Here is a 14440-nt window from a genome sequence, read left to right as displayed (position 1 = left end):
TTGTTCAAAGTTGCGACGATAAGAGCTATACAGTCCGATACTGCTAATAAACACACGAAATACACCAAATAGCTGCAATACAGTCCGCAACGTCAGCGCAAACTCTCCTCTACAAATCGATCGGACTCAGCAGCTCTTGCTCGTATACTACATCCTTTACGCCTTCGTTACATCCTCGTCGCAGCGTTCGGACCCAGTAGCCCTTATTTTGCAAATTCATGCCTTTTTGCTCTGCTATCGGACTCAGATTCAGCTATTCGCTCAAACACACCCTACTTTTGTTCAAAATCGCAACGATAAGAGCTATGCAGTCCGATACTGCTAATAAACACACGAAATACACCAAATAGCTGCAATACAGTCCCATTCATTAGCACACACTCGCCACCGTGAATCGTTCGGACTCAGATGACCTTATTTCACAAATTCAGTCCATTTCGCTGTACTATCGGACCTAGTTGCAGCTATTCGCTCATATGTGCCCTACTTTTAATCAAAATCACAGCGATAAGAGCTATACAGTCCGATACTTCTAATAAACAAACCAAAAACACCAAATAGCTGCAATACAGTCCGATACATTAGCGCACACTCGCCACCGTAAAACGTTCGGACCCTGGAGCTCTTGCTCGTATACTACATCCTTTATTATACATTCATTACATCTTCGTCTCCATTGATCGTTCGGACCTAGAAGCCCTTATTTCGCAAATTCATGCCTTTTTGCTCTGCTATCGGACTCAGATTCAGCTATTCGCTCTAACACACCCTACTTTTGTTCAAAGTCGCGGCGATAAGAGCTATACAGTCCGATACTGCTAATAAAAACACGAAAAACACCAAATAGCTGCAATACGGTCCGCAACGCCGATGCATCCTCGCCACCGAAAATGCTACTGTTTACTTCCGCCCTTCAACACACACTTATATCTGTCTTCACTCACTTTTCACCTTCAACACACACTTACCCCAGTCTTCACTCACTTTTCACCCTCATCACTCCCTTATCTCTGCCAACACTAACTCCGCACCGTACGCAAATCGAGCTCGTGGACTGCATGTGACCTTATTTCTCCCACTATTTCATCGCCCTCGATACCCTATAAGTTAGTCTTCTGCCGCATCGTGCAATTAACACAGGCGATTGCTATACTCTTTCTAATGAGACTCAACTCAATAAAAAAAGGACTACCACAGTAGTCCAAAGGAGAATATTCATGTTAGCTAACATCCAAAAAGAAGATCAACATTATGTCGCTCGTTTCGAACGCCAGTTAAAGCATTCCGCAACTGAGATTTGGTCCTATTTGACCGAAAATGAGAAGCTTGCCTTATGGTTCTCTGAATTAAAAATCGAGGACCTGCGTGAAGGCGGACTTATAAAGTTTGATATGCAAAACGGAACGTTTGTGGATATGAAAATTACTGAGCTACAGCATCAATCTACTTTTGAGTTTACATGGGCTGAGGATCTTGTTCGTTTTGAGTTATACCCTAATTCAGAAGGCTGTTTACTCATCTTGAATGAAACACTACAGACGCTCACCTCGCATACACCACGAGATCTCGCTGGCTGGCATGTTTGTCTAGAAGTGATCCAGCATCTTTTGGAAGGCACGACGCTGGAATCACGGAAAGACGAATGGAACAAATGGTACGAGCATTACCGTGAAGCCATCTCGAAATTAGGATAACAAGGACTCCGCGCCGTCAATCACGATTTGCGCACCTGTAATATGGATAGATTCATCCGAAGCCAGAAAAGCAACGAGATCAGCGACATTATCCGGCTTGCCCGGTCCATCTGCCAAGGGTTGCGCTCCATCAGGGAATTCAATCGGAATGACGATTGCTTCAACATCCTCGCTCATTTCAGTGGTTTCATCTATATTCGTAGCAATAGCCCCAGGGCAGATCACATTCACACGAATCTTAAACTTAGCAAGCTCGAGAGCTGCCATTTTGGCAAAAGCCACCTGTCCAGCTTTGGTAGTGCTATAAGTAGACCACCCAAAACTGGCAAATCTAGTGTTCCCATTAATGGAACTAGTAATAATAATACTGCCCTTCCCTTTATCTTTCAGATGAGGAATGGTATATTTCAGGGTCAAAAAAGTCCCCGTCAAATTCACCGACATCGTACGCTCCCAGTCGCTCAAGCTCAGTTCTTCTATCGGACCCACAGCGCCATTAATTCCCGCGTTAGCGAATACTACATCCACGCCTCCGAATTGTTCCACCGTACAACGTACGGCTTCCTCCATCTTTTTCTCATCGGAAGTATCTACCTCTATGGCCAGCGCGCAATCTTTTCGAAGCTTATTAAGCTTTTCTGCCAAGGAAGAGGTTCTTTCAAGATTTAAATCAAACAATGCTACATTTGCACCTTCCCGCGCCAGCTTAATAGCGGTAGCACGGCCAATTCCCGAGCCCGCTCCGGTTATAATCGCTGTTTTTCCAATAAATCTTTGTTTCTTAGATATGTTTGGGCTCATATGTAATCTCTCCTCTAATGTCTGTAAGATAAGTACTATGGATCAAGATTACCCAAATAAACCTGTAATGGAATCATCTCGTTCATAAATCTTCATAATTTAAGCACGCCGAACAAAAAAATCTCCCCATTCAATAAGATGAGCGGAGAGTTTGTTTCGAATATTTTGATTTTTTTGATTGTTTCGATGTTTCGATTATTTCAATTCAATTGTCCAGCTTGCGTACGTCCACTTTTACAGTCAGTGTGCCTGCTCCGCCGCGATATACCCCTTTTACAGGTACTATATCTTTATAATCCCGTCCATGACCCAGCTTGATATAACGCCAGTTCACTTCAACATTATTCGTCGGATCAAAACCAAGCCAGCCCGTACCCGGAATATGGGTCTCCACCCAAGCATGTGAAGCCTGCTCGAAATTGGCATTGCTGCTCTGTAGATCACCGACAAAATGATATCCACTAACATATCTGGAAGGCAGACCCACACTGCGGCAGACAGCGATCATAAGATGAGCATAATCCTGACAGACACCCCGCTTGAGCTTCAGGGCTTTTTTTACCGTTGTATTTACGCTTGTTGCCTCAGGATCATAGGTGAACTGTTCATAAATCGTCGAAGATAACCTCAGAATCCATTGATACATATCTTCAGCTTCACTAAAAGGGTACTGTGAGGCGAACTCTACCAATTCAGGAGTCACCTCGGTATAACGGGTCGGCAAAATAAACTCAATGTACCGGTTCTGAAACTTCTCATCATTTAGCAGTTTAACTTGCTCTTCAAGGCTGGTTCGCGGAAGATCGGTACCTTGAGATTTATCCAGTGTTACTACAGTAGCTTTCGTATGGATTACCATTTCCGTATGTGGCTTATTAACTGAATAGGCATGCACCCGATTACCAAAGAAATCCTCATACGTTAATAGATTAGCTGCCGGATATACTTCAACCTCGTGGTGATAACAGGATTGCCGATAGTTGGTGCGAGGAGTGAGTCTGATTTCATTGACACTGTCCGTAACTGGCTCTGGATAACTGTATGTGGTGGTGTGATTGATTTGAATCTTCATACAGATACTCCTTCTCGCCGAAAAAAGGCGCCCTCCATCGTTTTGCCCAGTCTCTGGCAAGATATTACGAGTGATTGCAGTACATCTTCCACCAGCTCACCGGACATTTCTTCTTTTTCCATATAATCCAGCTCTGCCTTCAGCTTTCCTGCTTGACGGATGACCTTCTCATGACCTGAGCCTTTTTCTGAGGAATCCAGTTCAAGTCTAGCTAAATGTTCTTCCAGCTGGTGAAAAGAAAAGCGGATCGAACGTGGAAATTTGGGATTCGCGATCAAAAAATCTAAAATGCTCTCCGGTGACATGGCATCTGCATAATAACGGCGAAACGCCTGATACCCACTTACGGATTTCAGCACAGCCTGTAACTGAATATAGATTGCATTAAGCTCTTTGAAACGGCAAGAGGCTATAACTGCCTGCAAAATACGCGTCGTATTCTCGGCCCGTTCCAAAAAACGGCCGCTCTCTATAAAGTGCCATTCATTCCCTCTAAGCATTACGGATTGTTCTGCTCCTAGAAACATAGCTGCACGTTCCTTCACCTGCTGGTAGAAATGATGTGGACCACTCATAATATCAGCGACTGACCGCTCACCAAGCCATAGATTAAAGCTGTTGACGATATCCCATAACTCACTTGGAAGATGCTGGCGCAGTGTGCGAAGATTATTTCTGGCATGATGTACGCAAGAGAATAATGAATTCGAATTGCCTAAATCAAGTGTAATAAAGGATAACACGTCCTGTTCAGAAAAGGTTTCGAACTGCTGCAAATATTCACTTCGAACTCCTAATGCATCGATAAGCCTCGACCATTTATGTCCTTCTTCCTGAAAATCCTCTTCCTGCTGGATATGATAATGTACATTGATTAGCCGCGCATGATTCTCTGCCCTTTCAATATATCGGCCGATCCAGAATAAAGCCTCCGCATTTCGATTCAGCATCTTTAGCCACTCCTTTATCCTCCAAATTGATGCTGCATATTTTTGATTCACAATCAAGGCTTACAAGATAATAGATCAAGCCATAACCCAAGTATCCTTTACGCCACCACCTTGCGAGGAATTCACAACTAGTGAACCTTCTTTCATAGCCACTCGTGTTAATCCGCCAGGTATGACATGTGGCTTCCGGTCTGCGCCCATTAATACAAAAGCCCGAAGATCTATATGCCGGGGTGCCATAGTGCCTCCCGACAATACGGGTGCTCTGGACAAGGACATAATTGGCTGTGCCACATAACGGTCCGGATCGGCAATAATTTTCATTTGGAACTCCGCTAATTCTTCTTTGGTCGCCTCACTTCCGATCAACATCCCATATCCTCCGGATAATGAGGTTTCTTTAACAACCATTTCGGATAGGTTCTCAAGAACATACAGGCGTTCATCAGGTCTGGACAACAAATACGTCGGCACATTACCAAGGATCGGCTCTTCATTCAGATAATAACGAATCATATCCGGTACATAGACATACATCGCTTTATCATCTGCAACACCGGTTCCCGGAGCATTAGCAATCGCTATGTTACCTGCCCTATATGCATTCATAAGTCCTGCCACACCCAGTAAAGAATCAGGTTGAAAGGCTAGCGGGTCAATGTAATCATCGTCCAACCGACGATACAGCACATCCACTCTACGTAGTCCGTTCATTTCTTTCAGATATATTTTGTGATCCTTTGTTACCAAATCTCGTCCTTCGACCAAATGTATACCCATCTGCTGTGCCAAAAAAGCATGTTCATAATATGCAGAATTGTATTCTCCAGGCGTTAGGAGTGCTATAACCGGATCTGACCTCCTTGATGGAGATAGACTACGAAGCACGGATAAGAAGCGATTTAAGCTATGATCTACATCTCGGATGGAGCTGGCAAAGGACAATTCAGGAAACAATTGATTCATAAGTGTTCTGCCTTTAAAAAGATAGGAAAAGCCGGAGGGTGTTCGCAGGTTGTCTTCAAGTACATAATAATGCCCATCGTGATGGCGGATCAGATCGATTCCTGAGGTGGTGATGTAAGCTCCACCGGGCACTCGCAGACCTGACATTTCTGGCCGGAAGTAACAGTTGGAAATAATCATACGCCTAGGGACGATGCCATCTTTAACAATGTATTGCTCATGGTAGATGTCATGAATGAACAAATTCAAAGCTGTGATACGCTGAATTATTCCAGCTTCTAGCCTCTCCCACTCATTCTTAGGGATTATACGTGGAATCATATCGAAGGGGATCGTTCGCTCCATAGGATGATCTTGAGCTGGATTGTAAAGCGTAAAGGTAATTCCTTCTTCCATCATCCTACGCTGCATTAAATTTTGCTTCCCTTGCAGCTCTTCGGAGCTCATTCCGGAAAACATGCGGTTCACATGTCTGTAGTGCGGCCGGACATTCCTCTTATCAGCATACATTTCATCGAAAAAATGCTGTAATGGATACGGAGACAGACCTGGCAGAGGATCTAATTTGGACATGAGCCCGACTCCTTTCGATAGATGTAATCTTTGTTAACAACTTATACTTTCATTTCAGAAAACATCCATGAAAATATTGGTTTATATTCTCATAATACGTAAATCTACTTGTTCATGTCAACATATATAACAGAGAAATGTGATTCCAGAGGTATTTGTATTTTTTGGAATCGCTTCCTTTCTCTCTTATATAGGTTGCCGGAGATGAAATGTACATTCATCATTGAATTGTATGCAGGAAGTGTGACAAGCATTACTATTATGAATTTTTCATATAATGTATTTTTTATATAGTTGCCTGAGGATGTGGATTCATTGAGTATGGTATAATTTGTTGCGATGGGAGAGTGACCTATGGAGCACAAATATACTATGTCAATTGAGCAGGAAGAGCTTAGGCGGAATCACATTTATCTGTTATTTGGTCTATCGGAAGCGGGGTCAATGAAGGTAGCCCTTAGTCATTTAGGTTATCGCCATTTAATACGAGTACTTTCATTTAATGAGACATTCTCTGCTGGACCGTTGCATGAATTACATAATAATGAAGGATATCATACCCGTGAGTTATGGTTTCAGGAACGATTTCCGGATCATGGTTATCATCTCAATCCCCAGCACAAACTGGAAGCCGTGATACAGACCTTAAAAGAAATTCCCGAGGACAAAAAAATCACTATTTGGTGCGGAGACAACTCCCATGATCAGACAGGTTTACGATTTGCGCTTTCTATTCTTAATGAGAGGACGCAACCTATTCATGTTATTGATCCCGTCAAGGCTTATAGGGAGATTGCCGCTCCATTTGAAACCGGATTATATCCCAGAGCACTTAGTCAGCTCCCAAACGAAGCTGTGCATAAAATTATAAAAATCACCGAAAACACATCCCCTGTCACCTCCGCTCAAAGAAAACAGTATGAACTAGAGTGGCAAAAAATCAGCAACACCGAGGATATGCTTAGAGTTTGGGCTGATGGCCAGCTTATGAATGTTCCCGAGAGTTACTATGACGAAGAAATTCTTTCTTTAATTCTGCAACTTCAACAGTATGAGGATCGAGATGGCTACGTAAATGCAGGTCTGATTGTAGGCACAATTATAGGGCAATGGAATTTGTATATCAGTACCTCATTCATAGAATATCGCTTCTGGAGGCTAGTTAGTGAGGGAAAGCTGTTATTTAAAGGGATCCCTTACGCGATGCATTTATACTTTCTAAGAATCGCTTAGCAGTTGCTACTAAATGACGGACAAACCCTTTATAAAAAAGAAAAGGAATGCCCTCCTAAACTAAATATAGCTTCGAGGGCATTCCTTGTAAATATGACTTCTTTATGATTATATTGTGCTGTTGATTACACTTGCTCTTCCGATTCTTCTGACTCTTCTTCCTCGGCAATTAATCCAGCAAAAAGAGCATGTACGAACTGCTGCGAATCAAATGGCTGCAGGTCTTCCATTTTTTCTCCAAGACCTACAAACTTCACCGGCAAATTCATTTCCTGACGAATCGCTACAACGATTCCGCCTTTAGCCGTACCGTCCAGCTTCGTCAAGACCAAGCCAGTGACGCCACTTTTTTCACCAAATAACTTGGCTTGTGTAAGTGCATTTTGACCTGTCGTAGCATCTAGCACCATCAGTACCTCATGTGGAGCACTTGGGATTTCTCTTTGAATAACGCGGAAGATTTTGTTGAGCTCTTCCATCAGATTGCTTTTATTCTGCAGTCTGCCAGCAGTATCGCAGATTAAGATATCCACATTGCGCTGTTTAGCCGCTTGCACCGCATCGTACATTACAGCCGCCGGGTCAGAGCCTGCTTGTTGTTTAATGACATCTACGCCTGCGCGTTGGCCCCAAACCTCAAGCTGCTCAATCGCTCCGGCACGGAACGTATCCCCTGCAGCCAAAAGAACTTTTTTACCTTCTTGTTTGTAACGATGAGCCAGCTTGCCGATGGTAGTCGTCTTGCCCACGCCATTAACCCCAACGAACAAAATAACTGTAATTCCATTCGGATTTTCCTTCAGGCTGTTATCATCATCTCCGCGCAGCAGCTCCATAAGCTTACGGGACAAAATCGGCTTCAGCTCGGCAGCATCTTCAATCCGATTTTGCTTCACTTCGGCACGCAAATCCTCGACAAGGGTCATAACAGTGTTTACACCCACGTCTGCACCAATTAAAATCTCTTCCAGCTCTTCGTAGAACTCTTCATCTATCTTTTTGCGGCGGATGATAAGGTCGGAGACCTTCTCTACAAAACCTTTACGGGTTTTCTCTAATCCGTCGCGGAATTGTTTCGTTACACTTTCCGTTTTGCCGGAAATGCTTTCTTTTAATTTTCTAAAAAAGCTCATTTGGTTCCTCCTAAAAGTTTCTCTTCTTTGATGAATTTAAGCAATCTCAGCTTCCTCATCCTCTAAACGTACTGAGACGAGCTTGGAGACGCCGCCCTCTTCCATCGTTACTCCGTATAACACGTCCGCCTCTTCCATCGTTCCTTTGCGGTGGGTAACGACGATGAACTGAGTTTGTTCAGAGAACTCGCGTAAGTACTGTGCAAAACGAACAACGTTTGCTTCGTCGAGTGCAGCCTCAACCTCATCCAATACGCAGAACGGAACTGGCTTCACTTGCAGGATAGCAAACAATAACGCCATCGCAGTTAGAGCGCGTTCGCCGCCGGATAAGAGCTGCAGATTTTGCAATTTTTTACCCGGTGGTTGGGCTACGATATCTATACCTGTTTCCAGCATATGTTCCGGATCCAGCAGCATAAGATCAGCTCGCCCGCCTCCGAACAGCTTTGAGAACACGGTCCCGAACTGTTTACGGATCGCATCAAAGGTCTGTTTGAAACGCTTGGACATTTCATCTTCCATCTCACGGATTACCTGATACAGAGTAGTCTTAGCTTCGACTAGATCATCTTTTTGTCCACTGAGGAACGTATACCGTTCATGGACCCGCTGATATTCTTCGATCGCCCCTAAGTTAACCTCACCTAGCGCAGAAATACTGCGTTTCAAACGCTGTACATCGGCTTGTGCGGCAGGTACATCTTCAGGCACCTGATATCTCTGTTTCGCTAATTCATAACTTAGCTCGTAGTCATCACTCAGCTTGCGTAGAATATTATCCAGCTCCACATCGAGTCGACCAACAGAAACTTCAGTGGCACGCAGCTTGTCCTCCACTACTTTAAGGGCCTGACGTTGGTCTTTAGTTTTGCCTTCCTCAAGTTCCAGCTTACGGGTTAACGCTGTACGCTCAGCCCGGGCAAAATCCAAAGTTCCAGTCGTCTCTTCCTTCTTCAACCGGTAACTGTTCAAATCTTCCTTCTGCTTCACAGCTTCCAAAGCATTGTTAGCCAGATCTTGTTCTATCGTATGTAACAGATTTCGATTCTGGCGCAGCTCCTTGTCCTGTGAACCCACATCTTGTCTAAGGCGACGTAACTGCTCCTCCAGGGAGAATATCTCCTGATCAAGCTTGCCTTCCGAGACTTTCATACTGGTCAACTTGCCTTGCAGCTCTTCCTTAGCTGATTCATTCGCTTTACGCGCAGATTCAGCGTTACGGATACCCTCATGGGCTTCCTTTTCTTCCTTTTCAAGGCGTTCAAGCTCAGCAGTGGCTTGTTTCCGCGTCTCTTCAAGCGCACGTACTTCACTCTCAAAGCCGCTGCGTTCCGCACCTGTGCTCTCCACTTGCTCCTGCACATGCCGAAGCTCATGCTCGAGCTGCTTCAAATCACCGGAGACTCTTTGCTCTTCCAGTCTCTTCTCGTCACCATCACGGCGCAGGTCCTCCAGCTTCACGCTAGCGTTCTCCTGCTCCTCACGAAGTCTGGCAATGCCTTGCTTCAGCTTCACTATTTGACGTTCGCTTTCTTCAATTTCACTGCTTAATTGATCCAGCTGACGTTTGCGGCTAAGCAAGCTATTGTTCTTCTTATGCTGGCTACCCCCGGTCATCGAACCGCCGGCATTCACTACATCGCCTTCCAGTGTAACTACCCGATAACGATATTGGCATCTAGCGGCAATGCGGTTCGCTTGCTCCAAGCTCTCCGCAATAACCACATTGCCGAGCAAACTGCCGATAATGCTAGTATATTTATCATCGTAACCAACGAGTTCGGAACCAATTCCAACAAATCCGTCAGCATCACCCACCATACCACGGTCACTGCCAGAAATCTGGCGCGGCCGGATAACATCTAGCGGAAGAAAGGTAGCTCGTCCCAGCTGACGTTGCTTTAGAAATGATATCGCTTGGCGGGACACAGTCTCATTATCCATGACTACATGCTGAAGTGATGCACCTAGAGCAGTCTCAATCGCCATTTCCAGCTTCTCCGGAACGGAGATCAGCTCTGCAACCGCACCATGCACTCCGTTGAGCTGTCCTTTGCGGGCGCCCTTGAGCACTTCTTTAACCCCAAGCATGAAGCCATCGAAATCATCCTGCATCTCTTTCATGGTCTCATGACGAGAGACTTGCGCTTCCCGCTTCTGTTCCCACTTCCGAAGACCGGACTGTGTTTCTTCAATCAGCTTCTGACGTTTACTGAGCTGTTCACTTTCAGTGATGTAAGCCCCGCGAAGATTGCTAAGTTCCTTCCCTAGCTGGGCAATCTTGTCCTTCAGCCCTTTCTGGTTGGCAGACAACTCTTCATGCCGGGCTGTCCATTTGCCGCTTTCTTCTTCACTGCGGCTCATACGACGTTCCAGATTCTCCTTCTGTTGATCCGCGTAACGAATTTCGTTACGTGCATTCGCCATAAGGTTCATTAACTCCAAAAGAGCACTTTTGAGCTTTTCTTCCTGGCTCTGGCTAATCCCGTCTGCCACACCTTCAAGCCTTGTCTCTTCATCTTCGATCTGTTTCCGAAGATCCACAAGCTTAAGCCGCGATTGTTCAAGCTTAAGCTCCAGATCCACGACTTCACGCTGACGATCTGCAGAACGCTCGCCAACCGAACCTAACGTGAGCATTAACTGCTCACGATTGCTTTCCAGATTTCGCTTGCGTTCCCTCAGCACTTCACCGTAACCTTCGCTCTTCTCAAATGCTTCGCTATAACGCAGCAATTGCTCTTGCTGCTTCTCGATCTGTGCTTCGAGTGTGCGCAGTTCAGAGCGTCCGCTCTCCAGCTTGGCATCATGCGCCGAAACAACGGTAGACAGCTCCAGCTGCTCGTCCTTCAACGTTTCAAGCTTTGCGTTACCTTCCTGCCAAGCGGTATGAATGCCTTCAATCTGGTGTACGTATACTGAAATTTCCTGATGTTTTAATTGTTCGCGAAGTTCCTTAAAGCGGATAGCTTTCTCGGACTGATCCTTAAGTGGCCCAATCTGATCCTCAAGCTCACTGATCAAATCATGAATACGAAGCAGGTTTTGCTCGGTATCATCCAGCTTTCGACTTGCGTCTTTCTTGCGCGATTTATATTTTACAATACCTGATGCTTCTTCAAAGATGCCTCGCCGATCTTCGGAACGAGTACTTAGAATTTCTTCAATCCTACCCTGCCCGATAATCGAATAGGCTTCACGTCCGATACCGGTATCCATAAACAGCTCTGTGATATCCTTCAAACGGCAGGATTGCTTATTAATTAAATATTCACTATCTCCACTGCGATGAACTCTCCGAGTCACTGTAACTTCGCTAAAATCCAGCGGAAGTGTGTGATCTTCATTATCAAGCGTAAGTGATACTTCGCCATAATTCACGGCTTTACGCGCATCACTTCCAGCAAAAATGATATCCTCCATCTTGCCGCCACGCAGTGATTTAGCACTCTGTTCGCCGAGTACCCAGCGTATGCCGTCAGAAATATTGCTTTTGCCGCTTCCGTTCGGGCCAACTACAGCCGTTATACCGCGCACAAATTCCATTTCTGTTTTGTCGGCAAATGATTTAAAACCAGCTAATTCTATCCGTTTCAAAAACATACTTGCCAATCACCTCTGACCCATTATACCATAGCGTTTGTACCCTAAAAAACCATTAAGATGCAGCTTATTCTATCCTTCAAGCATAAACGCCTTCCGCTTACCTTCCCTATAAGGACAGCAAGTGTCTAAGCGAGAAATAGAAGGCTACTTTATAACGTGGACATATAAGTTCTTATATTGTCGAAAAAGAGCAGCAACGGTCTGAGCTCCGCCTAAACGCCGGTATTCAGACCTTTGCTGCTCTCCTCCGCTTGTCCCCTTGATGCAAAACTCAGGCACCGTCCTCTTTCAGATGCAAGAGTGCAGCTGCCGCTGCCTGCTGCTCTGCTTCCTTCTTGGACCGGCCGCTTCCTTTACCAAGTGAACGGTTAGCCATATACACCTCTGAGACGAATTCACGCTCATGTGCGGGTCCCCGTTCTTCTATAATTCGATATTCCAATGTACCCATATTGTGCTGCTGAATTAGCTCTTGCAGTTCCGTCTTATAATCGGTCATCTGCATTTGCAATTTCCCATCCGTCTCCACCAGAGGAAATACGTGATTATCAAGAAAACTTCGCACCGTTTCCAGTCCTTGGTCGAGATAAAGCGCTCCCACGAAGGATTCGAATACATCAGCCAGCAGGGCCGGGCGAGTACGTCCGCCCGTAAGTTCTTCCCCTTTGCCCAACAGTACATAACGGCCAAAACCTAAACTCTCCGCAAATTTGACCAGTGAAGGCTCGCATACAATAGCGGCCCGCAGCTTGGTCAACTCTCCCTCAGGTCGGTCTGGCAATAGATTGTACAAATATTCAGAAACCGTTAACTCCAGAACTGCATCCCCAAGAAATTCGAGACGCTCATTGTCCTGATGCTGATTGAAACGGTGTTCATTCACATAGGATGCATGGGTAAAGGCCTGCTTCAGAAGCACAGAATCGTGAAATTGGATTTGAAGTTGCTGTTGTAACTGCTTCAGTTCTCCTTTCACCGCACTGTCCCCTTACTAATTATATTTTTTTAGAATAACTGTTGCGTTATGTCCCCCGAAGCCGAACGAATTCGACATTACAATATCAAGATCAGCTTTACGTGGCACATTTGGTACATAATCCAGATCACATTCCGGGTCTTGGTTGTCCAAATTAATCGTTGGCGCAATCATCCCTTTTTGCAAGGAAAGGCCACAAATAATAGCTTCTACTCCACCAGCCGCACCCAGAAGGTGACCTGTCATGGATTTCGTTGAACTGATTGCCACTTTATATGCATGATCACCCAATGCTTTCTTAACAGCAGCAGTTTCTGATCTATCTCCTACAGGCGTTGAAGTACCATGAGCATTGATATAATCAATATCTTCAGGAGAGATACCAGCATCCCGGATTGCCATCTTCATGCAGCGAGCTGCACCATCTGGATCAGGCTCAGTCATATGATGAGCATCTGCGCTTAGACCATAACCGATAACCTCAGCATAGATCTTCGCTCCGCGTTTCTCAGCATGTTCGAGTGATTCCAGAATAAGAATCCCGGCGCCTTCACCCATAACAAAACCATCGCGATCCACATCAAACGGACGACTTGCCTTCTCAGGCTCATCATTGCGAGTGGACATTGCTCTCATTGCACAAAAACCAGCCATACCTGTTGGACGAATGGTCGCTTCGGAACCACCGCAGATCATTGCATCTGCGTCTCCACGTTGAATCAAGCGGAAGGATTCCCCAATGGAGTGACTTCCTGTAGCACAAGCAGTTACTGTCGTCGTATTAGGACCCTTTGCACCAAGGTTAATGGACAACTGTCCAGAACCCATGTTAGCGATCATCATCGGAATGAAGAACGGACTAACCCGCTTCGGTCCTTTTTCAAGCAACAAGTTATGATTGTCTTCCCAAGTTCCAAGACCACCAATACCTGATCCTACAGATACACCTATTCTTTCGGCATCAATATCTTCACCGATCTTAAGTCCGCTATCTCGCAACGCGTCCTCACCGGCAGCCACTGCAAATTGTACAAAACGGTCCATTTTGCGGGCTTCCTTACGACCAAAAAGTGCCTCTGGATCAAAATCTTTAACAGAGGATGCTATTTGCGTAGTATACTCACTGACATCAAAGGTCTCAACCTTTGATACACCGGATTTGCCGCTCATAAGATTATCCCAGAACGTCTCCAAATCTTTGCCCAATGATGTAACTACGCCCATCCCGGTAACAACCACTCTATGACTCAAACACAATCACCCCATCTATAGGTTGTATACATTATATTCAGAACTTATATACTTTCTGTTGCTACTATATGAACAGCGATAACCGCATCAATAACCATCCTGCGGTTCTGTTATATCCCTTATATAGTTGCTCAAGGCAACCTTTGATTCCTCTTTAATGCTCTATAAATGAGGAGAAGTCC

The 14440-nt window shown here is 45.1% G+C and carries 10 protein-coding genes; 2 read left to right on the top strand and 8 right to left on the bottom strand.

What is annotated here, in order from left to right:
• The first annotated feature begins 1217 nt into the window (after positions 1-1217).
• A complete protein-coding gene (locus MKZ16_RS14490; RefSeq protein WP_076104259.1) occupies positions 1218-1694 on the top strand; it encodes an SRPBCC family protein in 477 nt (158 codons plus the stop codon).
• Here the strand turns inward: MKZ16_RS14490 and MKZ16_RS14485 are convergent.
• The 4 genes from MKZ16_RS14485 to MKZ16_RS14470 form a co-directional block, all read right to left on the bottom strand.
• Positions 1686-2495, bottom strand: coding sequence for an SDR family NAD(P)-dependent oxidoreductase (locus MKZ16_RS14485; RefSeq protein ID WP_036686506.1), 810 nt, complete (start codon positions 2493-2495; stop codon positions 1686-1688). The two genes, MKZ16_RS14490 and MKZ16_RS14485, sit on opposite strands and share 9 nt — an antisense overlap.
• Positions 2496-2700: 205 nt before the next feature.
• Positions 2701-3567, bottom strand: coding sequence for a transglutaminase family protein (locus MKZ16_RS14480; RefSeq protein WP_036686503.1), 867 nt, complete (start codon positions 3565-3567; stop codon positions 2701-2703).
• Complete coding sequence (locus MKZ16_RS14475; protein ID WP_076104260.1) at positions 3564-4517, bottom strand: alpha-E domain-containing protein; 954 nt, start codon at positions 4515-4517, stop codon at positions 3564-3566. The genes MKZ16_RS14480 and MKZ16_RS14475 overlap by 4 nt, the downstream gene beginning before the upstream one ends.
• A 75-nt stretch (positions 4518-4592) precedes the next feature.
• Positions 4593-6056, bottom strand: coding sequence for a circularly permuted type 2 ATP-grasp protein (locus MKZ16_RS14470; RefSeq protein WP_076104261.1), 1464 nt, complete (start codon positions 6054-6056; stop codon positions 4593-4595).
• A gap of 354 nt (positions 6057-6410) precedes the next feature.
• Here MKZ16_RS14470 and MKZ16_RS14465 point away from each other — a divergent pair, with 354 nt between their 5' ends.
• Positions 6411-7289 carry a DUF1835 domain-containing protein gene (locus MKZ16_RS14465; RefSeq protein WP_076104262.1) on the top strand — a complete coding sequence of 293 codons (879 nt, stop codon included), beginning with the start codon at positions 6411-6413 and terminating at the stop codon, positions 7287-7289.
• A 125-nt stretch (positions 7290-7414) separates the two neighbouring features.
• Here the strand turns inward: MKZ16_RS14465 and ftsY are convergent, their stop codons facing one another.
• The 4 genes from ftsY to fabF form a co-directional block, all read right to left on the bottom strand.
• Complete coding sequence (ftsY, locus tag MKZ16_RS14460; protein WP_036686498.1) at positions 7415-8422, bottom strand: signal recognition particle-docking protein FtsY; 1008 nt, start codon at positions 8420-8422, stop codon at positions 7415-7417.
• Between the two features lie 36 nt (positions 8423-8458).
• The gene (gene smc / locus MKZ16_RS14455; RefSeq protein WP_076104263.1) at positions 8459-12028 is read right to left on the bottom strand and encodes a chromosome segregation protein SMC; all 3570 of its coding nucleotides are present in this window, start codon (positions 12026-12028) and stop codon (positions 8459-8461) included.
• 274 nt (positions 12029-12302) lie between these two features.
• Positions 12303-13007 (bottom strand): ribonuclease III, encoded by a 705-nt coding sequence (gene rnc / locus MKZ16_RS14450; protein WP_038570606.1) that lies wholly within the window; start codon positions 13005-13007, stop codon positions 12303-12305.
• 15 nt (positions 13008-13022) lie between these two features.
• A complete protein-coding gene (fabF, locus tag MKZ16_RS14445; protein WP_076104264.1) occupies positions 13023-14258 on the bottom strand; it encodes a beta-ketoacyl-ACP synthase II in 1236 nt (411 codons plus the stop codon).
• Positions 14259-14440 lie beyond the last annotated feature (182 nt).

It is taken from the genome of Paenibacillus sp. FSL R5-0928, assembly GCF_037970385.1.
Classification (GTDB): domain Bacteria; phylum Bacillota; class Bacilli; order Paenibacillales; family Paenibacillaceae; genus Paenibacillus_AQ; species Paenibacillus_AQ odorifer.
This window is presented reverse-complemented; position numbering and strand designations above follow the sequence as displayed.

What these genes read in the sequence shown, in the direction of transcription:
- MKZ16_RS14470 (WP_076104261.1), bottom strand. Translation starts at nt 6,056, where the DNA reads ATGTCCAAATTAGATCCTCTGCCAGGTCTGTCTCCGTATCCATTACAG.
- MKZ16_RS14480 (WP_036686503.1), bottom strand. Translation starts at nt 3,567, where the DNA reads ATGAAGATTCAAATCAATCACACCACCACATACAGTTATCCAGAGCCA.
- MKZ16_RS14485 (WP_036686506.1), bottom strand. Translation starts at nt 2,495, where the DNA reads ATGAGCCCAAACATATCTAAGAAACAAAGATTTATTGGAAAAACAGCG.
- MKZ16_RS14465 (WP_076104262.1), top strand. Translation starts at nt 6,411, where the DNA reads ATGGAGCACAAATATACTATGTCAATTGAGCAGGAAGAGCTTAGGCGG.
- ftsY (WP_036686498.1), bottom strand. Translation starts at nt 8,422, where the DNA reads ATGAGCTTTTTTAGAAAATTAAAAGAAAGCATTTCCGGCAAAACGGAA.
- smc (WP_076104263.1), bottom strand. Translation starts at nt 12,028, where the DNA reads ATGTTTTTGAAACGGATAGAATTAGCTGGTTTTAAATCATTTGCCGAC.
- MKZ16_RS14475 (WP_076104260.1), bottom strand. Translation starts at nt 4,517, where the DNA reads ATGCTGAATCGAAATGCGGAGGCTTTATTCTGGATCGGCCGATATATT.
- MKZ16_RS14490 (WP_076104259.1), top strand. Translation starts at nt 1,218, where the DNA reads ATGTTAGCTAACATCCAAAAAGAAGATCAACATTATGTCGCTCGTTTC.